At 66.0% G+C, this 23,620-nt stretch carries 20 protein-coding genes; 12 read left to right on the top strand and 8 right to left on the bottom strand.

The genetic code is table 11. The features are described 5' to 3' along the window. Positions 1-243 precede the first annotated feature (243 nt). Both argE and RMR04_RS28250 read left to right on the top strand, forming a co-directional pair. A complete protein-coding gene (argE, locus tag RMR04_RS28255) occupies positions 244-1,389 on the top strand; it encodes an acetylornithine deacetylase (RefSeq protein ID WP_311911835.1) in 1,146 nt (381 codons plus the stop codon). Positions 1,390-1,469: 80 nt separating this feature from the next. Next, positions 1,470-1,850, top strand: coding sequence for a nuclear transport factor 2 family protein (locus RMR04_RS28250; protein ID WP_311911834.1), 381 nt, complete (start codon positions 1,470-1,472; stop codon positions 1,848-1,850). Here RMR04_RS28250 and RMR04_RS28245 read toward each other — a convergent pair. The 5 genes from RMR04_RS28245 to RMR04_RS28225 all read right to left on the bottom strand — a co-directional run bounded on the left by RMR04_RS28245 (position 1,847) and on the right by RMR04_RS28225 (position 7,087). Then, positions 1,847-3,172 (bottom strand): NAD(P)/FAD-dependent oxidoreductase, encoded by a 1,326-nt coding sequence (locus RMR04_RS28245; RefSeq protein WP_311911833.1) that lies wholly within the window; start codon positions 3,170-3,172, stop codon positions 1,847-1,849. The two genes, RMR04_RS28250 and RMR04_RS28245, sit on opposite strands and share 4 nt — an antisense overlap. An 89-nt stretch (positions 3,173-3,261) precedes the next feature. Beyond that, positions 3,262-4,608, bottom strand: a complete 1,347-nt coding sequence (locus RMR04_RS28240) for an amidase (protein ID WP_311911832.1) — start codon at positions 4,606-4,608, stop codon at positions 3,262-3,264. 41 nt (positions 4,609-4,649) lie between these two features. Continuing rightward, positions 4,650-4,994, bottom strand: a complete 345-nt coding sequence (locus RMR04_RS28235; RefSeq protein ID WP_092174350.1) for a RidA family protein — start codon at positions 4,992-4,994, stop codon at positions 4,650-4,652. An 89-nt stretch (positions 4,995-5,083) separates the two neighbouring features. Next, on the bottom strand, positions 5,084-6,412 hold the full coding sequence (locus tag RMR04_RS28230; protein WP_311911831.1) for an NAD(P)/FAD-dependent oxidoreductase: 1,329 nt from the start codon (positions 6,410-6,412) through the stop codon (positions 5,084-5,086). Positions 6,413-6,454: 42 nt separating this feature from the next. Then, a complete protein-coding gene (locus tag RMR04_RS28225; protein ID WP_311911830.1) occupies positions 6,455-7,087 on the bottom strand; it encodes a helix-turn-helix domain-containing protein in 633 nt (210 codons plus the stop codon). 263 nt (positions 7,088-7,350) lie between these two features. Between RMR04_RS28225 and RMR04_RS28220 the strand changes: the two genes are divergently transcribed. The 6 genes from RMR04_RS28220 to RMR04_RS28195 all read left to right on the top strand — a co-directional run bounded on the left by RMR04_RS28220 (position 7,351) and on the right by RMR04_RS28195 (position 14,821). Next, positions 7,351-9,027 carry a peptide ABC transporter substrate-binding protein gene (locus tag RMR04_RS28220; RefSeq protein ID WP_311911829.1) on the top strand — a complete coding sequence of 559 codons (1,677 nt, stop codon included), beginning with the start codon at positions 7,351-7,353 and terminating at the stop codon, positions 9,025-9,027. A gap of 331 nt (positions 9,028-9,358) precedes the next feature. After that, positions 9,359-11,047 (top strand): peptide ABC transporter substrate-binding protein, encoded by a 1,689-nt coding sequence (locus RMR04_RS28215; RefSeq protein ID WP_311911828.1) that lies wholly within the window; start codon positions 9,359-9,361, stop codon positions 11,045-11,047. 33 nt (positions 11,048-11,080) lie between these two features. Then, complete coding sequence (locus RMR04_RS28210; RefSeq protein WP_310158957.1) at positions 11,081-12,034, top strand: ABC transporter permease; 954 nt, start codon at positions 11,081-11,083, stop codon at positions 12,032-12,034. After that, a complete protein-coding gene (locus RMR04_RS28205) occupies positions 12,034-12,933 on the top strand; it encodes an ABC transporter permease (RefSeq protein WP_311911827.1) in 900 nt (299 codons plus the stop codon). The genes RMR04_RS28210 and RMR04_RS28205 overlap by 1 nt, the downstream gene beginning before the upstream one ends. Positions 12,934-12,944: 11 nt before the next feature. After that, positions 12,945-13,688: an MOSC domain-containing protein gene (locus RMR04_RS28200; RefSeq protein ID WP_311911826.1), complete on the top strand. Its 744-nt coding sequence runs from the start codon at positions 12,945-12,947 to the stop codon at positions 13,686-13,688. Between the two features lie 29 nt (positions 13,689-13,717). Next, complete coding sequence (locus tag RMR04_RS28195) at positions 13,718-14,821, top strand: NAD(P)/FAD-dependent oxidoreductase (RefSeq protein WP_311911825.1); 1,104 nt, start codon at positions 13,718-13,720, stop codon at positions 14,819-14,821. Positions 14,822-14,980: 159 nt separating this feature from the next. On the opposite strand, the gene RMR04_RS28190 is transcribed toward RMR04_RS28195, so the two are convergent. The 3 genes from RMR04_RS28190 to RMR04_RS28180 all read right to left on the bottom strand — a co-directional run bounded on the left by RMR04_RS28190 (position 14,981) and on the right by RMR04_RS28180 (position 20,021). Beyond that, positions 14,981-16,963, bottom strand: a complete 1,983-nt coding sequence (locus tag RMR04_RS28190) for a hydantoinase B/oxoprolinase family protein (RefSeq protein WP_311911824.1) — start codon at positions 16,961-16,963, stop codon at positions 14,981-14,983. A 2-nt stretch (positions 16,964-16,965) separates the two neighbouring features. Beyond that, the gene (locus RMR04_RS28185; RefSeq protein ID WP_311911823.1) at positions 16,966-19,017 is read right to left on the bottom strand and encodes a hydantoinase/oxoprolinase family protein; all 2,052 of its coding nucleotides are present in this window, start codon (positions 19,015-19,017) and stop codon (positions 16,966-16,968) included. A gap of 101 nt (positions 19,018-19,118) precedes the next feature. After that, a complete protein-coding gene (locus RMR04_RS28180) occupies positions 19,119-20,021 on the bottom strand; it encodes a LysR family transcriptional regulator (RefSeq protein WP_311911822.1) in 903 nt (300 codons plus the stop codon). A 148-nt stretch (positions 20,022-20,169) separates the two neighbouring features. On the opposite strand from RMR04_RS28180, the gene RMR04_RS28175 reads away from it, so the two are divergent. The 4 genes from RMR04_RS28175 (at position 20,170) to RMR04_RS28160 (ending at position 23,577) form a co-directional block, all read left to right on the top strand. Continuing rightward, positions 20,170-20,904 (top strand): metallophosphoesterase family protein, encoded by a 735-nt coding sequence (locus RMR04_RS28175; protein ID WP_311911821.1) that lies wholly within the window; start codon positions 20,170-20,172, stop codon positions 20,902-20,904. A 189-nt stretch (positions 20,905-21,093) separates the two neighbouring features. Continuing rightward, a complete protein-coding gene (locus tag RMR04_RS28170) occupies positions 21,094-21,492 on the top strand; it encodes a MarR family winged helix-turn-helix transcriptional regulator (protein ID WP_311911820.1) in 399 nt (132 codons plus the stop codon). Between the two features lie 45 nt (positions 21,493-21,537). Next, positions 21,538-22,854 carry an MFS transporter gene (locus tag RMR04_RS28165; RefSeq protein ID WP_311911819.1) on the top strand — a complete coding sequence of 439 codons (1,317 nt, stop codon included), beginning with the start codon at positions 21,538-21,540 and terminating at the stop codon, positions 22,852-22,854. A gap of 30 nt (positions 22,855-22,884) precedes the next feature. Further along, positions 22,885-23,577: an SDR family NAD(P)-dependent oxidoreductase gene (locus RMR04_RS28160; RefSeq protein ID WP_311911818.1), complete on the top strand. Its 693-nt coding sequence runs from the start codon at positions 22,885-22,887 to the stop codon at positions 23,575-23,577. The last annotated feature ends 43 nt before the right edge of the window (positions 23,578-23,620 follow it).

The following is a 23,620-nucleotide window of genomic DNA, read 5'->3' as shown; positions in this document are numbered from 1 at the left end:
TCTCTCGTCTTCGGATGTGGCCGCGACGGCCCAATCCGCCACGTTGCGCCTAAGATTAGGGTGCATGCGTGGGCACGGAGATGGAATTGCGTCCGGCCCAACGAAGATTCTGCCGATCAGATGGCCCGCTTCGGCATGGATTGCCGCAGCAGGCGAAAGGATGCGAGGTCAAGCCGACGGGCTCTGTTAGGCTCCTGCCATCGCTGCTCGACCGAGCGCCTATGACCTGATGGCGGATACTCAATGACTGTCGAATCCGTGCTGGCCGATCTCGTGGCCTTTCCGTCGATCTGCCGCACGCCGAACGGCGCTATCATCGAGCATGTCCGCGGCTTTCTTGCCGGCTACGGCGTCGAGAGCGTGGTCCTGCCCGGGCCGGAGGGAGACCGCTCGAACCTCTTCGCCACGATCGGGCCGCGCCTGCCCGGCGGCATTATCCTGTCGGCGCATCTCGATGTCGTGCCGGCGGCTCCCGAGGGTTGGCTCGGCGATCCCTTCAGCTTGCGGCGCGATGGCGAGCGCTTGATCGGGCGCGGCGCTGTCGACATGAAGGGCTTCGTCGCCTGCGTGCTGGCGAGCGTGCCCGATCTCGTCTCGCGCAAGCTGACCCGCCCGGTCCATATCGCCTTGTCCTATGACGAGGAGGTCGGCTGCGTCGGCGTGCGCCATCTCATCGCGCGGCTGCCGGAGCTCTGCCCGCAGCCCTTGGGCTGCATCGTCGGCGAGCCGAGCGGCTTGCACCCGGTGTTGCGGCATAAGGGCAAGATCGCCCAGCGCGTCACCGTCGATGGCAAGGCCGGGCACTCCTCCCGCCCCGATCTCGGCGACAACGCGATCCACTATGCCGCGCAATTGATCGCCGCCGTGCAGGACGAGGCGTTGCGGCACGCCATAGCAGGCCCGTTCGCGCCCGCCTTCGCGCCGCCCTATTCGACGATCCAAGTCGGCACCATCCATGGCGGCACCGGCATCAATATCGTGCCGGCGCAATGCGTCTTCGAGATCGAGGCGCGCGCCATCGCCGGCCAGGAGCCGGCCAGCCTGCTGGCTTTCCTGCCAGGGGAGGCCGAGCGCATTCGCGCGGCGGCCGAGAAGACCGGCCATCGCGTCGCCTTCGGCTTCGAGACGATGAGCGACTACCCGCCGCTCGATCTCGACGAGGCCGATCCGCTGGTCGCGTTGACCGAAGCGGCGTCAGGGCTGCCGCGCCAGCAGGCGGTCAGCTTCGGCACCGAGGCCGGGCTCTATCAGGCGGCGGGCATCGCCTCGATCGTGTGCGGGCCGGGCGACGTCAACCGCGCCCACAGGCCTGAGGAATACATCACCGATGGCGAACTTGCCGGCGCGATGGCAATGATCGCACGGCTTGCCGATACGCTGGCCGCCTGACGGAGCCCGCGCTTTCGAACGATGCGGCTTGGAGAAAACCGAGTAGAAGACTGCTGAAGATCATGAGCAGGGAGCAGCGCATGCCTGATCGCAAGCGTGTCGAGGCCTTCGTCGCCGCCGTCGTCAGCGGTGATCATGTCGGCGCCATCCGGGATTTCTATTGTGAGGACGCCTCCATGCAGGAGAACGCGACCGAGCCGCGCCAGGGACGAGATGTTCTGATGGCCCATGAGGCCAAGGCCTTGGCCCGATTGCAGCGAATGCACACCCACCCCGCCCGCGCCGTCCTCGTCGATGGCGACAGGGTGGTGATCAACTGGGTGTTCGACGCGACCGACCAGAGCGGCGTGACCAGGCGGCTCGAGGAACTCGCGATCCAGCGCTGGCGCGGTGACCGCATTGCCGAGGAGCGCTTCTTCTATGACACGGCCACGGCCTGGCGCGTGGTTGAGCCGGGCTAGAACTCGCCGATCTCGCCCTTCGAACCGTCGATCAGCCGTGAATGCCGGAAGGGGCGGGGATCGACGATCGGCGTGTCCCCGACCGCAAGATCGGCGGCGAGATGGCCGATGCCGGGCCCGAGCCCGAAGCCATGTCCGCTGCAGCCGGCCGCGAGCACAAAGCCCTTCAGCCCGGCTACGGGCGAGATCACCGGCACGGCGTCGGGCGTCGAATCGACATAACCGCTCCAGCTTTCGCGGACGCCGACATCCTTGAGCGCGGGATAGAGCGCGCGAGCCCGCGCCATCGTCAATGCGATGGCACTGCGGCTGGGGGCGGGATCGAGCACGCGGATGCGTTCGAACGGCGTTTCCTTGTCGAAGGCCCAGCTCCCCATCATGGCTTCGGGCCCCTTGAAGAAGGAGGGGCCGATTCCGAACTCGAGCGCCTTCAGGCGTCGGACGAACATCGGCATGAAATCGCGGGCATAGCGCAGACCCTGCGGCGTCACATCGAGCGTCGCCTTGCCGCTGATCGCGATCGTATAGCTGCCGTCGAGCCGGCGTGTCAGCGCGCAGTCGGGCGTATAGAGCGCATCGAGCAGTTGCGGCGCGATCTCCGTCCGCAGAATTGACTGGCGAGCGCTCGCCTGGGGGAACCGAAGACCGTGGCGGCGGCAGAAGGCCGAAGCCCAGGCTCCGCCGGAGAGAATGACGGAGCGGGTCCGGATCGACCCCTTCTCGGTGATCACGCCCGTGACGGCGCCATTGGTGATGTCGAGCCCGCGCGCCGCGCAATCCTGATGGATCGTCGCGCCGTTCAATCTTGCGCCATGGGCGAGCACGGGAGCGGCCAGGGCGGGTTCGGCCTTGCCGTCGCTGACCGAATGCACGCCGCCGAGCCAGGACCGGCCGGTGCCGCTCGTCATGGCACTGGCCTCGGCACCTGACAGCATGTGTGTCTCGATGCCGAATTGCCGGGCCGTTCCGCGCCATTTCTCCCATTGCGCGATCTGGCCGGCATCGTTGCTGGCATAGACCAGCCCAGTGCGGCGAAAGCCGATATCGCGGCCGATATCGCCGTTGAGGCGCTCCCACAATTCCATGGCGCGCATGGCGAGCGGCAATTCGCGCGCATCGCGGTTCTGTTGCCGGCACCAGCCCCAGTTGCGGCTCGATTGTTCGCCGCCGACGACGCCCTTCTCCAGCAACGCGACGGAATGGCCGCGCTTCGCCAGGTAATAGGCCGCCGCGCTGCCGACGATGCCGGCGCCGATCACCACGACATCGACCTCGGTCGGCAGGCGCTCGTCGCTGGCGATGCGTTCGATCGTCGGTGACATGAATCCAAGGCTCCGGGGGACAGTCTCGTCGCGACGTTAACGCGCGAACTGCCGCCGGCATTGGATCATCTTTGCGCCTGGCGTCGGTCTCAATGCCGCAGGGCGGCCTCGACCCCGGCCGCGATCGAAAACAAGGCGTGGTCGCCACCGGTTTCGCCCGTCAGCATCAATCCGACCGGCGCTTGTCCCGGCTCGTGGCAGGGCAGGCTGATCGAGCAGCGATCGAGAAAATTGCCGAGGCTCGGATTGCGCAGCAGCAGCGTATTGAGCCGGAAATACTCGGCATCCTCGACTAACTCGTCGAGGCGCGGCGCGATGATCGGGCAGGTCGGCATCACCAGAGCGTCGTAACCGGCTGTCTGCGCGTCCATCGCGGCGATGATATCGCGCCGCGCCTGAACTAGATTGACATAGTCGGCGGCCAGCATCTGCGCTCCGGTCGCGATCCGGCTGCTTACGCGTGGATCATAGAGATCGCCCTTGCTTGCCAGCAACTCACGGTGCCAGGCAAAGGCCTCGGGCGCCGCAAAGCCTCCCTTGGCCGCGACCATCGCCCGGCCGATCTCGGACAGCGGCGCGAAATCGACTTCGACGATGCGCGCCCCGAGCCCGCTCAGTCGCGCGATCGCCTTGTCGAAGGCAGCGGAAACCGCTGCATCCATGCCGTCACGCACGATCTGGGTCGGGATCGCCAGGCGCAGGCCCGACACTGGCCGCGTCGCGGGCAGGGCAGGCGTCTCGCCCGCCAGCACGCCATCGACGATGGCGCAGCAGCCGACGCTGGCGCCGAGCGGCCCGAGTGAATCCAGGCTGCCGGAAAGCGGGATGACGCCGTCGAGTGGCACCCGCCGCGCGGTCGGCTTGTAGCCGACGATGCCGCATAGCGCGGCTGGAATGCGGCAGGAGCCGCCGGTGTCGCTGCCAAGCGCGACAATAGCCATCCCATCCGCAACCGCCACGGCCGAGCCCGACGAACTGCCGCCGGGAATGCGGCGCGAGGCGCGGTCCCAGGGGCTGAGCGGCGTGCCGTAATGCGGGTTTGCGCCGATGCCGGAATAGGCGAATTCGGTCATGTTGGCGCGGCCGATGGGGATGAACCCGGCGGCCAGCATGCGCGCGATCGTCGGCGCATGGGCTTTCGCCGGCGCGCTGTCGGCGAGCGCGCGCGAGCCGGCCATGCTGCGTTCGCCGGCGACGTCGTAGAGATCCTTCACCGCAAAGGGGATGCCGGCGAAGGCGCCGGCTGCGCGGCCGGCGCGCCGTAGCGCGTCATGCGCGTCGGCGGAACTGCGGGCTGTGTCCGCGGAGACGCTGGTGAAGGCGCGTGCGCCTTCACCAGCGGGATCGGCGATCTTCGCCAGGCATTCCTCCACGAGGGCGCGGGCGGTGAGCGTCTCGTTTGCCAGTGCCTTGGCGGTGTCCTGCAGGGTGCGCATCTCGTCCGTCTCCTTCGCCCACCCGCGCAGCACGATCTGCGTCAGACCAGGGCCTGCACCTGGATTTCGACGAGAATCGCCTCGGCTGCAAGGCGGGACTCGACGGTGGCGCGTGCCGGAGGCGCTTCGGGATCGACCCATGCGTCCCAGGCCGCGTTCATTTCATTGAACGCGCCGATATCCTTCAGCCAGATATTGGCGGTGACGATCTTCGATTTGCTGGTGCCGGCGAGCGCCAGGAAATGGTCGATCTGCGCCAGGATGTCGGCGGTCTGTTCCTTGGCGCCGCCGCTGCGATCCTTGGCCGTGATGCCGGAGAGGAAGGCGAAGCCGTTGGCGACGACGACGCGGCTCAGCCGGGCGCTCTTCTCGTGACGGGTGATCATATCGGTCGTGTCCGTGATTGGCCGCACCGCAGAGGCGGATGGCAGGGGAAGGAAAAAAGGGGGTGATGGGAACAGCGCGCTGCCCGCTTTCACATCAATCCGGGTTCGCCGAGATCGCTGCCATCGACGAGGCGGCTATAGCGATAGGGGTGGGGATCGACGATCGGTGCGTCGCCCGCGATGATATCGGCCGCGAGCCGGCCGGCCGCCGGCCCGACGCCGAAGCCATGGCCGCTGAAGCCGGCCGAGACATGCAGGCCCGGCAGCTTGTCGATGGCCGAGATCACCGGCACCCAGTCGGGCGTGAAGTCGATCAGGCCGCCATATTTGTGCGCGATCTTCACATCGGCGAGCTGCGGATAGATCTCGCCGATGCGCTTCAGCGCGAAGCTGATCAGCTTTTCCTGCGGCGGCGGATCGTAGGTTCGCATCTTTTCGAAAGGCGAGATGCTGTCGTTGCTCCAGCGCATCAGGGCCTCGGGGCCCGAAAAGAAGGTCTTGTCGGCGCGGATCGTCAGCAGCCTGTGGCGCTTCTTGAAGGTGGCCCAGAACGGCTTGGCATACATCATCCCCTGCGGGCTGAGGCGAAGCAGCCCGCGCCCGCTGATGCCGATCGTGTAGCCGCCGTCGAGCCGGCGCCTGAAGGTGACGTCCGGCGTCGAGATGCCGCCGACGGTGACCTCCGGCGCCGGCGCTGTGAAGAACGAGGTCGACTGCACGCCGGCCAATGGCATGTCGATGCCGTGGTGCCGGCAAAACATCGAGGTCCAGACGCCGCCGGCGACGAGCACGGTGCTGGTGCGGATCGTGCCCTTCTCGGTGACGACCGCCGAGACGCGGCCCGCCGAGGTCTCAAGCCCGCGCGCCGCGCAATCCTGGTGGATTGTCACGCCGAGCCTGCGGGCCGCTTCCGCGAAGGCCGGGGTGGCGAGCGCCGGCTCGGCCTTGCCGTCGGTCGGCGAATGGATGCCGCCGACCCAGTTCTCGGTCGAGCCCGGCGACATCGCCTTGGCCTCGGCGGCGGAGAGCACGCGGCTATGCATCTGCATCTCGCGTGCCTTGTCGGTCCAGTTGGACCAGGCGTCGAGATCGGATTGCTTGGTCGTCACATAGACCAGGCCGGTGCGCCGGAAGCCCGTATCCGCGCCCAGTTCCTCGTTGAGCCCGTTCCACATCTCGACGGCGCGCTGGGCCAGCGGCAATTCGCGCAGGTCGCGATTCTGCTGGCGGCACCAGCCCCAGTTCCGGCTCGATTGCTCGCCCGCGACATAGCCCTTCTCGACCACCGCGACGGAATGGCCCTTCCTCGCGAGATGATAGGCGGTGGTGATGCCGGCGATGCCGCCGCCGATCACGACGACATCGGCTGAATTCGGCAGCGTCTCATCGCTGCGAATGCGCGTGACCGGAGGCGACATGGGCTGGCTTTCCTTGGCGTGGCGTATTTCGGGGGAAGGGTTCTAGAGATGCGTGTCGAGGACGCTCATGATCCAGAGCAGCTTGGCGTCCGCATCCGAGCGGTTGGCGATGTGGTGGGGAGCATCGCTCTTGAATTGGAAGCTGTCACCCTCGGCAAGCCTGGCCATGCGCTCGCCGACGGTCAGCTCGATGCAGCCCGACATGACATAGCCGCCCTTCTGCCCGGTGCCGATGAGCACGTCCTCGCTGTTTCCGCCCGGCGGCAGCGTCACGATCATGAAGCGCAGATTCTCGTCATTGCGGGGCGAGAGCAGTTCCTTCACCAGCCGTGTCTCGCCGACGACGATGCGCGGCCGCTGTGCGCCACGTCGCACGAAGGGCGGATCTTCGGTCGTCTGTGGCTCGCGATGCGCCAGGAACTCCCAGAGGTTCACGCCGAGCGCCGCCCTGATGCGCTGCAGCGTCTTCATCGACGGGTTGGAGTTGCCGCGTTCGATCTGGCTGATGATGCCGGCCGAGACGCCTGCCTTGGCCGCGAGATCGAGAATGGTGAGATTGCGCTCGCCGCGCAGGCTGCGCAGCCTCTCGCCGATCTGCTTGGCGCCGCCCTCGGGGGGAGACATCGCCTCGGTCACCTTGATGTCGCGCGCATGATTTGCGGGCATGATGCTCATATTTCCATCTTAATGAATGAGATTCATATGGGATTGCGCCGAGCCATGCAATCGGCCGCAGCGCCTCAAGTCTCGAAAATCTCGTTCTTTCAACGGCATTGATACGAAAAATGCTTGGGACTGCCCGGTGCGGGGTTTTCCGCCAGGGGTGGGCGTCTCGCTCCATATCTGCGTGACGTGCAATCCGCTTGACGCGAAAATCAATAAAATGAATATTTCGGTCCATGCGCGGATCGCCGTCCGCCGCAACAGGGGGCCATGCGATGACAGATCGCCGTGAAGCCGAGCCGTCCGGGGGCGGGGCCGTCTCCCGCCGCGCGCTGTTGCTGGGTGCCTCTGTCCTTGGGCTCACGCCCTGGGGCTCGCAACTCCAGGCACAGCCGGCGCCGAAGCCGAAGGGGCCGCCATCCGCGCCAAAGGGACAGGTGGTCATCGGCTATTCGCAGGAGATCACCGTCCTGCACCCGCTGATGCCGGCGAACGAGGTCGATCAGGGCGTCTGGTGGAACCTGTTCAGCCCGCTATGGGCGCTGGATCACGCTGGCAAATTCGTCCCCGTATTGGCCAAGGACGTGCCGACCGTGGCCAATGGCGGGATTTCCGCCGATGGATTGGTCTGGAAGGTGACACTGCGCGAGGGTGTCAAATGGCATGACGGCCGGGATTTCTCGGCTGAAGACGTCCGGTTCACCTTCGATCTCATCCGGAATCCGCAGTTCCGTACGCGCAGCCGCTCCGGCTTCAGCCTCGTCGAGGATGTGAAGACGGAAGGCAGCACGATCAGCTGGCGGATGAAGGAGCCCTTTGCGCCGTTCCTGTCCTTCCTCGCCTGGACCTTCATCGTGCCCAGGCATCTGCTCGATGGTGCGGCCGATCCGAATGCGACGCCTTTCCATGCCAACCCTGTCGGTACGGGCCCGTTCAAATTCGTCGAGCGCAGGACCGGCAGCCATGTCCTGCTCGCGGCCAACACGGCCTATTTCGGCGAAGGGCCCTATCTGGAGCGGCTGGTCTTCCGTTATGTGCCCGACCTCAACGCGATGTACACGCAGTTCCGGACGGGCGAGATCGACTATATCGGCCTCCAGGGTATTCCGCCGAACCACTACGCCGAGGCAAAGACGCTCAAGAACGTCGTCGTGCATCTCTGCCCACGGGCTTCCGTCGAGAACTTCACGCTCAATCTCGCCCATCCCGCATTGAAGGAGAAGGCGGTCCGGCAGGCGCTCTATCTCGCCATGGACAAGAAGGCGATCGTCGAGGCGCTCTATTACGGGCTTCCCCTTCCGGCTTCGAGCTTCATGCCGCCGCAGAGCTGGGCCTTCAACGACGCGCTTCCGCACCAGATCCATGATCCCGCCAAGGCCAGGGCCATTCTCGATGCGGCCGGCTGGAAGCCCGGCCCCGATGGCGTGCGCGTGAAGGATGGCGTGCGTCTCGCCTTCACCAACTCGACCACGACCGGCAATCCGACGCGCGAACAGGCCCAGCAGCTGCTGGTGCAAGATTGGGCCCAGATCGGCGCCGAGATGACCATCAAGAATCTGCCGGCCGCGGTGCTCTGGGCGAAATTCTGGGCCGAATCCCAGTTCGACAGCCTGATGACCAATACGACCTATACGGTCGCCTCCGATCCCGACGTGATGCACCGCTTCGGCGGCAACGCGATCCCGCTCAAGGCCGGCACGGGCTCCAATGTCAGCCAGTACGAAAACCCGAAGGTCGACGGCTTGCTGGCGAAAGGCATCGCCATGACCGATATGGCCCAGCGGGCCGAGATTTACCGGGAGGCGCAGGCGCTGATCCTCGACGATCTGCCGATGCTGCCGATCTTCCAGTCTGTTCAGGTCGAGGGCACCAAGGTCGGGCTCATCGGCTTCGCCAACAACGTCAACGTGCTCTCCAACGCCTGGAATGCTGGCAGTTGGTACTGGGCTTGAGGCCGCGCCGGGGAAGGTTCCGGCGAGAAGCCGAGCCGGCGCAGAAGCCTATGCCGTCGATGGCGGTCGAATCGGCAGATTCTATCCGGCCTGTGGCCGCGATCGGTATCCGAATGAGGGCGCCGCAAGCCTAACCTAGGGGGAAGGTTGCAAGATCGGCCAACCAAAGGATCTGCCAACCAAAAGATCGACCAACCATGAGCAGCCCGCCAGACGAAGTGGGAGCGCGTGGTCAAGCGGTCGAACTGATCTGGATCAGGCCGGGGCGCGCGTCGCGCCGGTCCGGATTGCCTCCCGCCTTCCGCAAAACAAAGAACAGAGGGGTTTCTCGATGACCAAGCATTCCGACGAGACGATCAAATCGACCTTCCCGATGCCTGCTTTGCATCGCCGCGAAATTCTCGCGCTCGGCGCGGGTGGCCTGCTCGCCGCCTCCGGCCTCAGCGCCCGCGCCCAGACCAAGGCCGCTCCGCCGCCCCCCGCCAAGCCGACCGGACAGGTCGTCGTCGGCCTGTCGCAGGAGCCGACCGCCTTCAATCCGCTGATGCCGGGCATCGAGGTCGACGAGACCGTCTGGATGCAGGTCTTCAATACGATGTGGCTGGCCGATCCGCAGGGCAATCTGATACCCGACCTCGCGGTCGAGATCCCCAGCGAGGCGAATGGCGGCATCTCCGAGGGCGGCCTCGCCTGGAAGGTCAAGCTGCGCGCGGGCGTGACCTGGCATGACGGTACGCCGTTCACCGCCGAGGACGTGAAATACACGCTCGAACTCATCAATGCGCCGGGTTTCAAGAGCCGGACCCGCGTCGGCCATGCCCTGGTCAAGGACATCAAGGTCACCGGGCCGCTTGAGATCACTTGGCGCATGGAGAAGGCTTATGCGCCTTATCTCGCGCTGCTCTCCAACACCTTCATCGTGCCCAAGCATCTGCTGGAGAAGGCGACCGACCCCAACACCGCCCCCTTCAACGGCGCGCCTGTCGGCACCGGCCCGTTCAAATGGGGCACGCGCCAGCCGGGCGACAACATCACCCTCGTCGCCAATGAGAAGTACCATGGCAAGGGGCCTTATCTGGAGAAGGCCGTCCTCAAATATGTGCCCGACCAGACCGCGCTCTACGCCCAGTTCCGTACTGGCCAGGTCGATCTGATCATCGGCACCGGCATCCCCGCGAACTTCTACGAGGAAGCCAAGAAGCTGCCGGGCCGCAAGGTCGTGATGATCCCGAACGCCTCGCTCGAGATCCTGATGCCGAACCTCGAGAACCCGGTCCTGGCCGAGAAGGCGGTGCGCCAGGCGCTCTACGCCTCGATCAACAAGCAGGCGATCATCGACATCATCTACTACGGCACCCACAAGCCGACTGAATCCTTCGCGCCGCAGGAATCCTGGGCCTACAATCCCAATCTGCCCAAGCAGCAATACGATCTCGCCAAGGCCAACAAGATTCTCGACGAGGCCGGCTGGAAGCGCTCGGGTTCGGGCGTGCGCATGAAGAACAATGTGCCGCTCGAATTCGCGGTCTCGACCACGACGGGCGCCGCGCTGCGCGAGCAGTGCCAGCAATTGATGATGCAGGACTGGCAGCAGGTCGGCGTCAAGATGACGATCAACAACATGCCGGCAGCCGTGATCTGGGGCGATTTCTACACCCGCTCGAAATTCCAGTCGCTGCTCGTCGGCACCGCCTTCCGCACCGTGATCGATCCCGATCCGGCCTCGCGCTTCGCGTCCGATGCGATCCCGGCCAAGAACGGCAGCGGTGCCAACCAGATGCAATGGCAGAACGCCGAGGTCGACAAGCTGCTCAAGGCCGGCCAGGAGACCTTCGACCAGGCCAAGCGCAAGGAGATCTACTGGAAGCTGCAGGAGATCGCCCGCGAGGAGCTGCCGATCCTGCCGATCTTCCAGTACGCTCCGATCGAGGGCTACAAGGAAGGCCTCATTGGCTTCGAGCCCAACATCAACGCCCGCCAGAACACCTGGAACATGGGCAGCTGGTACTGGGCGCGCTGAGACCATGACGCGCTCCGCCCGGAACCACGCACCATGAGCACGTTCCTCGTGCAAAGGCTGATGCAGGCGCTGGTCCTGCTGCTCATCGTCTCGATGATCGGCTTCGCCATCCTGCACCTGGCCCCGGGCGGGCCGCTCTCGCAATTCGCGGCGAGCGGCGAGATGACCCAGGCCGATCTCGACCGCATCGCCGAGCAGCTCGGCCTCAACCGGCCCTTGCCGGTGCAATATGTCGAATGGCTCTGGCGCATGCTGCGCGGCGATTGGGGCCTGTCCTATCGCGACCAGCAGCCGGTGCTCCACATCATCGCCTCCCATATCGGGGCAACGCTGGAATTGATGCTGACCTCGACGCTGCTCGCCATGCTGCTCGGCGCCTGGATCGGCATTCTGGGCGCGATCAAGCGCTATTCGCTGTTCGACAGCCTGGCGACGATCGGCGCGATGATCGCGCTCTCGATCCCGACCTTCTGGTTCGGCCTGGTCGTGATCTATGTCTTCTCGGTCGGGCTCGGCTGGCTGCCTTCGGGCAATCGCTACACCATCGGCGACGGCTCCTTGCTCAACCAGCTGCACCATCTGATCGGGCCCTGCATCGTGCTGGCCCTGGTCTCGACCGCGGTCTGGAGCCGCTATATGCGCTCGTCGATGCTGGAGGTGGTCAACCAGGACTATATCCGCACCGCCCGCGCCAAGGGCCTGCCCGAACGCAGCGTCCTGCTGCGCCACGCCTTCCGCAACGCGCTCCTGCCGATGATCACCATCACCGGCCTGCATGTGCCGACGCTGCTCAGCGGGGCGCTGGTGACGGAGACCGTCTTCACCTGGCCGGGCATGGGCCGGCTCTTTCTCGATTCGATCAGCTATCGCGACTATCCCGTCGTGATGGGCATCCTGATGTTCACCGCCGTGCTCGTCCTGCTCGGCAGCCTGATCGCGGATCTGCTCTACGGCATTGCCGATCCCCGTATCGCGAGGAACGGCTGATGAGCGGCACCGAACTGATCAGCACCGCCGAGCCCAGCCTGGCCCCGCCGCCGAGCTTCTGGAACAGCCCGGGCTTCCGCCGTTTCCGCCGCCACAAGCTCGCGGTCTTCGGCGCGACGGCGATCATCCTGATGACGCTTGCCTGCATCGTTGGGCCGCTGCTGCTGCCCTATAACGACACCTTCATCGACATCCGCCAGCGCTTCGCTCCGCCCTTCTCCGGGCCGCATGTGCTGGGCACCGACCCGCTGGGGCGCGACATCCTCGCGCGCTTGCTGATGGCGGGACGCATCTCGCTCGCGGTCGGCTTCGCCGCGATGGTGATCAGCATGGCGATCGGCATCTGCGTCGGCATGGTCGCCGGCTTCTATGAAGGCGTGATCGGCGCCACGCTGATGCGCTTCGTCGATGCGATGCTGTGCTTTCCCTCGATCTTCCTGCTGCTTGCCATCTCGGCGCTGATCTCGCCCTCGGTTCCCTCGATCGTGATGCTGATCGCGATGACCTCCTGGATGGAGGTGGCGCGCGTCGTCGAGGCGCAGATGCGCTCGCTGCGGACGCGCGATTTCGCCGTGGCCGCCGTCGCGATGGGCTCCAGCAATGCGCGCATCATGTTTCGCGAATTGCTGCCGAACGCGGTCGCGCCGATCGTCGTGGCGGCGACGCTGAACGTCGCCCATGCGATCCTGGCCGAGAGCTATATCTCCTTCCTCGGCTACGGCATCCAGCCGCCGACGCCGAGCTGGGGCAACATGCTGGAGGGCGCGCAGAGCTATCTCACCAGCGCGCCCTGGCTCGCGATCCTGCCGGGAGCCGCGATCACGCTCGCCGTCACCAGCTTCAACTTCGTCGGCGACGGCTTGCGCGATGCGCTCGACCCGCGCCTGGATTTGCCGTGACGCGACTTGCCATGACGCGGCCTGCCATGAGCGGCAGCGTTGCGGCGCTTTGGCGCTATCCGGTCAGTTCGATGGCGGGCGAACGGCTGGAGGTCGCCCCGCTCGAGGCGTCCGGCGTCGTCGGCGATCGGCTATGGGGCGTCGTCGATGCGTCCAGCGAGCGCATCGCCTCGCCCGGCCGCGAGAAGCATTTCATCGAAGTCCCCCGCGGATACGCCCGCTGGACGGCTCTGGATGGTGCTGCCATCTCGGCCGACGGCACCGCCTGGGCAAAGCCTGACGATGCGGAGGTCATCGAGAGGCTGTCCTTGCTCTTCGGCTTCCCGGCGCAGCTGAAGCCGTTCGTCCGGCGCGGGCAGGAGGGGTTTCGGCCGCGCTACGAGCATGCGCCGATCCATCTCCTGAGCACGGCCGCGATGCGCAGCCTGGAGCGCGAGATGCCGGGCAGCATCGTCGACGAGCGCCGCTTCCGGCCCAACATCGTCGTCGATTGGCCAGACGAGCAGGAGCCGATCCCAGAAAATGGCTGGCTCGGCCGCGAGATCCGCATCGGCGATGCCGTCCTGAGAGGCAGTATCCCCTGTGGGCGCTGCGGTTTCATCACCATCGCGCAGGAGGGCATCCCGCTCGATATCGAGCTGCTGCGCACGGTGGTGAAGCGTCATAACCGCAATTTCGGAATCTACTGCGACGTCCTGGTTCCCGGCGAGATCAAGCCCGGAGACACCGTGACGGTTGCTCCTGTCAGCGCCTGAAGGCGCCATGCTGCCGAGGATATCCAATCATGAGCCGTATCGTCATCATCGGGGCCGGCATCGTTGGCCTGTCGGTTGCCCGCGCGGCCCTCAAGCGCGGCGATGACGTCATCGTTCTGGAGCAGGGACCGGCGCCCAACCCGCAGGCGGCCTCCTTCGATAACCACCGCATGATCCGCTACCCCTATGGTTTGGCCGCTGGCTACACGCGCATGGTCACCGAGGCCTTTTCAGCCTGGGACCGGCTCTGGTCGGATCTCGGTACGGTGCATTTCGAGAATACGGGCGCGATCGCGATTTCGTTGGAGGCCGGCGACTACGCGCAGAAGACCCTCGACACCTTCAAGGCTGTCGGGCTGCCCCATGAGGTGCTCTCCCGCGACGGTGTCGAGGCGCTTTGCCCGCATCTGAGCTTGCCCGCTCATGCCTGGGGCGTGGTCTCCTTCCCCGGCGGGCCGCTCTTCGCCGGCCGTATCGTGACCGAGCTGGCGCAATGGGTGCGCGAGCATGGCGGGGTCATCGAGCATGATTGCCGCGTCGCGCGGGTCGATCTGGAGGCCGGCATCGCTGTCCGCGCCGACGGCTCGGAGGTCGCCGGCGATCTGCTTCTGGTCGCGGCCGGGGCCTGGCTGCCGGCGCTGCTGCCGGAGCGTTATGGCGAGGCCTCGGTCTATCGGCAGGGGCTCTGCTATGTCGAGCCGCCGGCGCAATACGAGCAATCCTGGCGTGACGCCCCGGCGATCGCGGCCCTTGGCGACCACACTGGCTATACGCTGCCCGATCGTCGCGGCGCCGGCCTCAAGATCGGTTACTCCGCGCATCGCCGCTTGGCGCGCCCCGAAAAGGAAGGCTTCGGCTCCGATCTGGAAAATGAGAGCCGCGCCATTCTCGGCGCCTTCAAGCCCTATTTTCGCGACTTCGAGGCCTATCGGCCGACGCGCATTCAGGTCGGCTATTACGTGCTCGACGCCACGCGGCGCTTCGAGGTCGCGCAGACAGGGCGCGGCCTGGTGGTCACGAACTGCGACGGCCAGATGTTCAAATTCGGCCCGCTCCTCGGCGAGCGCATTCTTGGCATGTTCGCAGGCGAGGAGAGCGCAAACGATCTCGCCCATTGGGCGGCGGGATATTGAGTGCACGCAACAGCGTGAGCCTTCATCCCGTCATTCCGGACAAGCCGCGCAGCGGCGCCGATCCGGAATCCATCGGAGGGTACTGCGCTCTACAATGGATTCCGGGTCTGCGCTTCGCTTGCCCGGAATGACGGCGCACGGTTTTCAGTCAGTCCGGCTCTACTCCGCCGCGAGCGCGATCTCCGGCACCTGCGGATAATCGCGCCGGACGCTGCCGAAAGCGCTCGTGACGTCGGCTTGCGAGCCGGCCTCGCGCATCGCCGCAAAGATCTTCGTCTTGGTGAAGAAGCGCCAATGCACCGGCAGGGCGGCGAGCAGGCGCGTCAGGGCTGCGTAGTTCCCGTCGTGCCAGACGCGCTCAAAAGCGTCGCGCTCCGGGCCGAAATGGAAATGCCCGCCATGCGCGGTCTGCTTCATCTCGGCCCTGAGTGCTGCCGTCGCCTCGGCATCGACCGCTCCGTCCCGGATCGCCACGCCATAACGGGCGCGCGCCGCCGCCACGCTGACATAGCCGCGCGCGACGTCGAGCAGCACGCGCTCGGGTTCGCGCTCCAGCGGCGAGCCGCGGCCACCGCCGCCCGGCGAATGGATGTGGATGATGTCGCCGGGCTCGGTGACGGCGATGTCGGTGTTGCCGAGCACGCGCTCGTTGGCGGCGCCGGGGTTGATGATGAAGTTCGAGGGCTCGGCCGAAAGCCCGCCCAGCGTGCCCCAGGGCCGGAAGATCGAGCGGTCGCGGTTACGCGCGGTGATGCGGGTGTTGGGCGCGAAGACCTTGAACTCCATCACGGTCGCAAGCCCGCCGCGCCAGCGCCCGGCCCCGCCGGAATCGGGCAGCAGGCCATAGCGGACGAACTGGATCGGCACCTCCGTCTCGGTGATCTCGATCGGCGTGTTCTTGAGATAGGCGGCGTCGGCGCCTGAGCCGTTGGGGCCGTCGCGATGCGGCATGCCGCCGCCGCCGCCGACCACCGGATTGATCGCGGCGATGATGCTGCGATGCGTCTTTTCGTCGGTCGTCATCACATTGACGATCGAGCTCGAGCCGGCCGGCGCGGCCGGCATACGCTCGGGGATGGCGAGGCTGAAAGCGCCGAAAATCAGGCTGCGCACCCGCCCGCAGGTCAGGCTGCGCATGCCCACCGCCGCCGGGAATGACGGGTTCAGCACCGTGCCCTCGGGGGCGATGCAGGTGAAGGGGCGCGTCAGGCCGGAATTGAGCAGGAGCTGCGGGTTGAGCGTGTAGAGCACGTAATAGACGCCCACGAGCAGCAAGGTGTGGCGCGGGTCGCTGCCGGTCGGGACGTTGAGCGAGGAGCCGAGCTGCGGGTCGGAGCCGGTGAAATCGAGCACCGCCTCGTCACCCTTGATCGTCAGCGTCAGCGCGAGCCGGCAGGGATTGCCGTCGACGCTGTCCTCATCGGCATAGTCGGAGAAGAAATATTCGCCGTCCGGGATCGAGCGCAGGATCTCGCGAGCCTGGTGCTCGGCATAATCCATCAGCCCGTCGAGCCCCTCCATGAAGCCCTTGGCGCCGAACTTCGCGATCATCGCCTGGATCTTGCGCTCGCCGGTGTTGAGCGCGCCGGCCAGCGCCTTGAGGTCGCCCATATTGAGGTCTGGCTTGCGCACATTCATCATCATGATGCGCAGCACCTTCTCGTCGAAGACGCCATCGCGCATCAATGTCATCGGCGGGAAGCGGATGCCTTCCTGGTGGATCTCGGTCAGCGAGCGCGACAGGCTAGCGGGCACCGCGCCGCCCATATCGGTGTTGTGGACATGGCCGCCGACGAAGCAGACGATCTCGCCCTCATGGAAGATCGGCTTCCAGAGATGCGTGTCGGGGGCGTGCGTCGCGAGATAGCCGCTATAGGGGTCGTTGGTGAAGGCGATGTCGCCCGGCCGGTATTCGTCGACGAGGTCGATGGCGCGGTTGTAGTTCATGCCCGGATACCAGGTCGCGCCCAGATCCATCGGCACGGCGACGACGCGGCCGGTCCGGTCCATCACCATCACGGTGAAGTCCTCGGTCTCCTTGACGAAGGTCGAGTGCGCCGTGCGGTAGAGCGTGTAGGCCATGTTCTCGGCCGCGGCCCGGCAATGGTTCGCCAGAACCTGCAATGTCACCTTGTCGACCATGCTCAAGCCTCCGTCCGCAAGGTGAGGTGAAGGTTCAGCCAACCATCGACATGGGCCTCGAAGCCGGCGGGAATGCAGATGGTGGTGTCGTCCTGCGCCACGATGGCAGGGCCGGAAAAGCGGTGGCCGTGGCGCAGCGCGTTGCGGTGATAGAGCGCAACCTGCTGGCTCGATCCGTCGAGCCAGACCGGGATCAGCCGCTCAGGCGCGGCCATCCCGGCTGCTGTCTCCAATACGGGGGCGAGATTCGGCCGTTCGGTCGTCCCACTGACGACGAGGCGCAGATTGACGATCTGGACCTCGCCGGCCTCGTCGTTGAAATCGTAGATCGCCAGATGCTGGCGGTGGAAGGCGGCGTTGATCGCGGCGATGTCGCCCCCTGCCAGCCAGGCCTCGGAGAGCGGCACCTCGATCTCGAAGGACTGGCCGTGATAGCGCATATCGGCCGAGAGGGTTTCGATGACCTGGCCGGTGAAGCCTTGCTCATCCCTGATCCAGCTCGAACCATCGGCCTTGAGCCGGAGAAGCGCTTCCCTGAGACGCGGCAAGGATTCTGCGGCCGAGGGCGCGAAGATCGTCTGGATGAAGTCGCCCTTCACATCGGCGATGAGACCGCCGAGCGCGCTGACCACGCCCGGTCGTTGCGGCACCATCACATGCGGAATGCCGAGCTCGCGCGCCAGGAAGCAGCCCAGCATCGGGCCGGCGCCGCCAAACGGCATCAGCGTGAACTCGCGCAGATCGACGCCATAGCGCGCGACGAGCTTGTTGACCTCGACGAACATCTCCGAGACCGCAACCGCGATGATCGCCTCTGCCGTCGCTTGCGAGGCGAGGCCCAAGAGACCGGCGAGTTCGCCGATCACGGCCTCCGCCCGGTCGCGCCGCATGCCGATCTGGTCATAGGCGATCGGGGTGTGGCCGAGGAAACCGCAAGCCGCCATCGCGTCGGTGACGGTCGCGCGCGTGCCGCCGCGGCCATAGCAAGCAGGGCCCGGCGTCGAGCCGGCGCTTTCCGGCCCGACCTTGAGCACGCCGAAGGCGTCGGCCCAGGCGATCGAGCCGCCGCCGCTGCCGATGGATGTCACGGAGACGCTGGGCACGAAGAGCGGGAAGTCGCCGACGGTCTCGCCGGTGCCGAATTGCGGCTTGCCGTCGATGATCAGGGCGAGGTCGGCACTGGTGCCGCCGATATCGAGCGTCAGCACATTGGCGATGCCGGTCTGTTCGGCGAGATAGGCTGCGCCGATGACGCCCGACGCCGTGCCCGAGAGCAGCATGTTGACGCAGGCGCGCTTGCCGGTCTGCGCATTCATCAGCCCGCCATTTGATTTGGTCAGCATCGGCCCGGCCGGCACGCCGCGCGAGGCCAGCGCAGCCTCGAGCGCGCCGAGATAGCCCGCGACGCGCGGATGGACATAGCCGTTCAGGATCGCAGTCGTGCTGCGCTCATATTCGCGGATCACCGGCCAGACCTCGCTGGAGGTGAAGACGAAGAGTTCCGGCGCAAGCTCTGCGATCAGCGCCTTGGCCTGCGCCTCATGGGCGGGATTGCGATAGGCGTGCAGGAAGGAGATGACGACGCCGTCCACGTCCTTGCTGCGGATCGTCGCGATGACATCGGCCAGCGCCGCGCGGTCGAGCTCCTCGGCGATCGCGCCATTGGCGAGCTGGCGCTGCCTGACGCCATGGATCAGGTCGCGCGGGATCAATTGCTCGGGCCTGGCGCAGAACAGCGAATACATCTCCGGCATGCGCAGCCGGGCGAGCTCGATCACGTCCTCGAAGCCGGCGGTGGTGATCAGGGCGAGCCGGCTGCCCTTGCGCTGGATGATGGTGTTGATGCCGACCGTGGTGCCGTGGACGAAGGAGATGACCTCCTCGGGCGCCACGCCATGGCGCTCCTGCAGGAGGCTCAAGCCGTCGAGCAATTCCTTGCCGGGCTCATTCGGCGTGGTCAGGACCTTGATGGTCTCGAACCGGTTGGTGCCGGTCTCCATTGCGCAGAAGTCGATGAAGGTGCCGCCGATGTCGACGCCGATACGCCAGCTCATGAATCCGCCCGCTCGCGAGAATGCAGCTGGCAATCTGAGGGCAGGAGGGCGGCACCGTCAAAGAGCAAAATACGACGGGCGGATAAGCCTGGCTTATGGAATCAGGGCTCGTGCTGTTCGAGGCCGAGGCTCTTGCAGGCACTGCGCAGATGGGCCCGCAGCAATTCGTGATTGCGCGAAAGCGGCCGACGCGAACTCGTCAGCAGGCAAAGCGGCAAGGCGACATTCGGCCGGAAGGGGCGGGTCACCAGCCCCGGAAAGCTGTGCCAGGGCAAAAGCCCGTCGACGATCGCAATGCCGAGCCCCTGCTGCACGAAGGCGAGCGCGATGATCGAGACGTCGATTTCCATCTCCGGCTGGAAGCTGACGCCCTCGCGCCCTAGCGCCGCGCGCAGCAACTGCCCGGGAAGGGATTCAGCGCGATAGGAGATCAGCGTTTCGCCACGCAGATCGGCCGGGCCGATCGCCTCGCGGGAGGCGAGAGGGTGGGCCGAGGGCAGGACGCAGACGATCCGGGTGTGGCCGATGATCTCTGTGTCGATCAGGGGAATCGATTGATCGGTCATCGCGATGCCGAGACCGGCCTGGCCGCGATCCAGCATCGCCACGATCACCTCGGCCGGCACGACATAGGACAGGATGCGGATATCGGCATGGGCCGCCCGGAAATGGCGCAAGGCTTCCGGCACCAGAGCCAGCGATGGCGGCGCCGAAGCTGCGAGCCGCACCACGCCGGATTTACCCTGGCGCAGGTCGCCGGCACGCTGCCTCAACCCTTCCAAATCGCTGAACAGCCGGTCGACTTCCGGATAGAGTTCCTCCGCCTCGGGCGTCGGGATCAATCGACCCTTGACCCGCAGGAACAGCTTGAAGCCGAGCTCGTCCTCGGTGTGCAGCAGGATCTGGCTCAAGGCCGGCTGCGAGACGTTGAGCGCCTCGGCCGCGCTGGTCAGCGTGCCGCAGCGCATCACCATGCGAAAGACTTCGAGTTGCCGCGCGCGCATCCGCCTCATTCCATAATGAGGCCTTATAGCATGAGCCTTGCATCGGGATTGGATGAATCGCTCGTGCAGGATCTCCCGAGAGTGATTACCCTGCGAAGGCTCCCGGGCGAATCGGAGCGATCATCGACACGGAAAGGCTGGTCCCGACATGCGGCTTGGCGTCATCGCGGATGTTCACGGCAACCTCCCGGCTCTGGAGGCCGTGATGGAGCGGCTCGCCGGGTTGGAGCTCGATGCCGTCATTAATCTCGGCGATTGCGCGTCGAGCCCGCTCTGGCCGGCCGAGTCCGTCGCCTTGCTGCGCAAGAGCGGGTTCCATCATGTCCGGGGCAATCACGACCGGGTGGTCGGCGCGCCCGATTCCACGGGGCTCGGCCTGTCCGATGCCTATGCCCGGTCGCAGCTCGATCAGGACGCGCGCGATTGGCTGCATGCGCTGCCCTTCAGCCTGTCCGTTGCGGGTGCCTTGTGCATCCACGCCAGCCCGCAGGACGACAACACCTATCTGCTTGAGAGCGTCGTGGCGGGCTGCCTGCTGCCGGCCTCCCTGGAGGAGGTCGAGGGCAGGCTGGAAGGGAACGCTTCGCGGCTGATCCTATGCGCCCACAGCCATCTGCCGCGTCTTCTGCGGCTGGGGAGCGGCGCCACCATCGTCAATCCCGGCAGTGTCGGCTGCCCGGCCTATGACGATCCCGACGCGCCCGCCCATGTCTCGGAAAGCGGTTCGCCTCATGCCCGCTTCGCTGTCCTGACCGTGGAGGGTGACAAGGTCGAGGTCGCGTTCCAGGCGATTGCTTATGACTGGGACGCCGCCGCCCGCCGCGCACGGGAGAATGGCCGCGAGGATTGGGCGCAGGCCCTGTTGAAGGGCTGGATGAGCTAAGGCGACAATCGCGCCGTCATCCCGGGCGTAGCGAAGCGAACCCGGGATCCATGCCGGAGCGCGTCATGGTCGGGCTTGACCCGACCCTCTCGTAAACCAGAGCACTCTGGTCACGAGATTCTCGGGGCAAGCCCGAGAATGACGCTCTCGGGGCTTGTCATTATCATGATGGGGGCATATACCCGCATTATGAAGGTTGATTGCTACTGCACCGTCCTGAGATCCGCCACCCGGCGGATGGCGGCGTTCTATGACGAGGCGATGGCGCCCCTGGGCATCAATATCGCCCAGTTCAGCTTGCTGCGCTCGATCGCGCGTCTGGAGCCCGTCATCCTGACCGAGCTCGGCCGGCGGATGGAGCTCGATCGTTCGACGATCGGGCGCAATGTCCGTGTGCTCGAGCGGATGGATCTGGTGAAGCTCGGCAGTGGCAAGGACCGGCGCGAGGCGACGGTGACGTTGACCGAGGCGGGACGTCGGGTTCTGCAGGAGGCCGCGCCGCATTGGGAGGCGGTGCAAGCGGCCCTGGAAGCCCGAATGGGCGCCAAGGCGACGCAGGAATTGCGCGAGATCCTGAATCGGATCTGATTTTCTCGACAATTTGCGGGTAGATACCCACAACAGGAGACTGCCATGGCGTCCTTCGCCGATAGTTTGACCCCGACCTCGACGCTCGCGAGGCTGCTGGCAAGACGCGGAATCCATTACGGCTGGGTCGTCGCGGCCGTGACCTTCCTGACCATGCTGGTGACGGCCGGCGCGGTTGGCGCGCCCGGCGTATTGATCACCCCGCTGCAGCGCGAATTCGGCTGGGCGACCTCCGACATCTCCTCAGCCCTGGCGGTCCGCCTGATGCTGTTTGGTTTGATGGGTCCATTCGCGGCGGCCTTCATGAACCGCTTCGGCGTGCGCAGGGTCGCGATCGTCGCGCTCACGCTGATCGGTAGCGGCATCCTCGGCTCCTTCTTCATGACGCAGCTTTGGCATCTCGTATTGCTCTGGGGCATCGTCGTCGGCCTCGGCACCGGGCTCACCGCCATGGTGCTCGGCGCGACGGTCGCGACGCGCTGGTTCGCGAATCGGCGGGGCCTCGTGCTCGGCCTGCTGACGGCGAGTACGGCGACGGGGCAGCTCGTCTTCCTGCCGCTGCTCGCGAGCCTGACCGAGCAGGTCGGCTGGCGCAGTGCGCTCGTCTTCGTCCTGGCCATGCTGGTCGTCGCGGTCGTCGCCGTGCTCGCCTTGATGCGCGATCGCCCCTCCGATATTGGGCTCGCCCCTTATGGCGCTGACGCGCTCGTGCCGGCCCCGGCTCAGGCTGCGAGTTTCGGCGCGATGCTGATGTCGCCGCTGGTTGCGCTCAGGGATGCCTCGCGCACGCACACCTTCTGGGTTCTGTTCGGCACCTTCTTCGTCTGCGGGGCAAGCACCAACGGTCTCGTCCAGACCCATTTCGTCTCGCTATGCGGCGATTACGGCATGGCGGCGGTGACGGCGGCCGGCGTGCTCGCGATGATCGGCATCTTCGATTTCATCGGCACGGTCGGTTCGGGCTGGCTCTCGGACCGCTATGACAGCCGCTGGCTGCTGTTCTGGTATTATGGCTTGCGCGGGCTTTCGCTGCTCTATCTGCCCTTCACCGATTTCTCCTTCTACGGTCTGTCGCTCTTTGCCGTCTTCTATGGGCTGGACTGGGTCGCGACCGTGCCGCCGACGATCAAGATCGCGGCCGACCGCTTCGGCGAGAAGTCCAATCTGGTCTTCGGCTGGATTTTTGCCGGGCACCAGATCGGCGCGGCCTTCGCCGCCTATGGCGCGGGCTTCAGCCGGACGGTCTATCAGAGCTATCTGCCGGCCTTCTTCATCGCCGGTGCGCTTTGCCTGTTTGCTGCCGCCTTCGTGGTGACGCTGCGCGGCACGGCGATGCCGCGCCTGAAGCCCGTCGCGGCCTGATCTCACCGAACCTGTCGCAGGAGCCAGCCCATGACGAGCCTCCCCTATCGTACCGCGCTGATCGTCGGGGCCGGCCCCGGCATCAGCGCCTCGCTCGCCCGCAAGCTCTCGGCCAGCGGCGTGCAGGTTGCGCTGGCCGCCCGCCATGTCGAGAAGCTCGCGCCATTGGCGGTCGAGACCGGCGCATCGATCTTCTCGGTCGACGCCTCGGAGCAGGATGGCGTCGCGCGGCTTTTCGACGAGGTCGAAGCCAGGCTCGGCGAGCCCGATGTCGTGATCTACAATGCCAGCATGGCCGTGCGCGGGCCGCTCACCGAGCTTGATCCGGCGACGGTGGCGCAATCGCTCTCGGTCAATGCCTTCGGCGCCTTCCTGGTCGTGCAGCAGGCGGCGCGGCGGATGCTGCCACGAGAGCGGGGCGCGATCCTGCTCACCGGCGCCACCGCCGGGATCAAGGGCTTTGCCCGCTCGGCGCCCTTCGCGATGGGTAAATTCGCCTTGCGCGGCCTCGCGCAGAGCGCAGCGCGCGAGCTTGGGCCGAAAGGCATCCATGTCGCGCATTTCGTCATCGACGGCGGCGTGCGCAGCGCCAAGCGGCCGGACGCCTCCGACAATACGCTCGATCCTGACGCCATCGCGCAGAGCTATCTCGATGTGCTGCGCCAGCCGAGAAATGCCTGGACGATGGAGGTCGATCTCAGGCCGTGGGCCGAGACCTTCTGATGTCCTTGTTTTCAAAGGGCCTAGCCCTGAGCGACAAGCGCGC

It is taken from the genome of Bosea sp. 685, from assembly GCF_031884435.1.
Lineage (GTDB): Bacteria > Pseudomonadota > Alphaproteobacteria > Rhizobiales > Beijerinckiaceae > Allobosea.
Note: the sequence above shows the minus strand (reverse complement) of the source record. Positions and strands in the feature narration are given on the sequence as shown.

Bases quoted from the DNA above. Each gene is read 5' to 3' on its own strand.
- argE (WP_311911835.1), top strand. From the start codon at position 244: ATGACTGTCGAATCCGTGCTGGCCGATCTCGTGGCCTTTCCGTCGATC.
- RMR04_RS28250 (WP_311911834.1), top strand. From the start codon at position 1,470: ATGCCTGATCGCAAGCGTGTCGAGGCCTTCGTCGCCGCCGTCGTCAGC.
- RMR04_RS28245 (WP_311911833.1), bottom strand. From the start codon at position 3,172: ATGTCACCGACGATCGAACGCATCGCCAGCGACGAGCGCCTGCCGACC.
- RMR04_RS28240 (WP_311911832.1), bottom strand. From the start codon at position 4,608: ATGCGCACCCTGCAGGACACCGCCAAGGCACTGGCAAACGAGACGCTC.
- RMR04_RS28235 (WP_092174350.1), bottom strand. From the start codon at position 4,994: ATGATCACCCGTCACGAGAAGAGCGCCCGGCTGAGCCGCGTCGTCGTC.
- RMR04_RS28230 (WP_311911831.1), bottom strand. From the start codon at position 6,412: ATGTCGCCTCCGGTCACGCGCATTCGCAGCGATGAGACGCTGCCGAAT.
- RMR04_RS28225 (WP_311911830.1), bottom strand. From the start codon at position 7,087: ATGAGCATCATGCCCGCAAATCATGCGCGCGACATCAAGGTGACCGAG.
- RMR04_RS28220 (WP_311911829.1), top strand. From the start codon at position 7,351: ATGACAGATCGCCGTGAAGCCGAGCCGTCCGGGGGCGGGGCCGTCTCC.
- RMR04_RS28215 (WP_311911828.1), top strand. From the start codon at position 9,359: ATGACCAAGCATTCCGACGAGACGATCAAATCGACCTTCCCGATGCCT.
- RMR04_RS28210 (WP_310158957.1), top strand. From the start codon at position 11,081: ATGAGCACGTTCCTCGTGCAAAGGCTGATGCAGGCGCTGGTCCTGCTG.
- RMR04_RS28205 (WP_311911827.1), top strand. From the start codon at position 12,034: ATGAGCGGCACCGAACTGATCAGCACCGCCGAGCCCAGCCTGGCCCCG.
- RMR04_RS28200 (WP_311911826.1), top strand. From the start codon at position 12,945: ATGACGCGGCCTGCCATGAGCGGCAGCGTTGCGGCGCTTTGGCGCTAT.
- RMR04_RS28195 (WP_311911825.1), top strand. From the start codon at position 13,718: ATGAGCCGTATCGTCATCATCGGGGCCGGCATCGTTGGCCTGTCGGTT.
- RMR04_RS28190 (WP_311911824.1), bottom strand. From the start codon at position 16,963: ATGGTCGACAAGGTGACATTGCAGGTTCTGGCGAACCATTGCCGGGCC.
- RMR04_RS28185 (WP_311911823.1), bottom strand. From the start codon at position 19,017: ATGAGCTGGCGTATCGGCGTCGACATCGGCGGCACCTTCATCGACTTC.
- RMR04_RS28180 (WP_311911822.1), bottom strand. From the start codon at position 20,021: ATGCGCGCGCGGCAACTCGAAGTCTTTCGCATGGTGATGCGCTGCGGC.
- RMR04_RS28175 (WP_311911821.1), top strand. From the start codon at position 20,170: ATGCGGCTTGGCGTCATCGCGGATGTTCACGGCAACCTCCCGGCTCTG.
- RMR04_RS28170 (WP_311911820.1), top strand. From the start codon at position 21,094: ATGAAGGTTGATTGCTACTGCACCGTCCTGAGATCCGCCACCCGGCGG.
- RMR04_RS28165 (WP_311911819.1), top strand. From the start codon at position 21,538: ATGGCGTCCTTCGCCGATAGTTTGACCCCGACCTCGACGCTCGCGAGG.
- RMR04_RS28160 (WP_311911818.1), top strand. From the start codon at position 22,885: ATGACGAGCCTCCCCTATCGTACCGCGCTGATCGTCGGGGCCGGCCCC.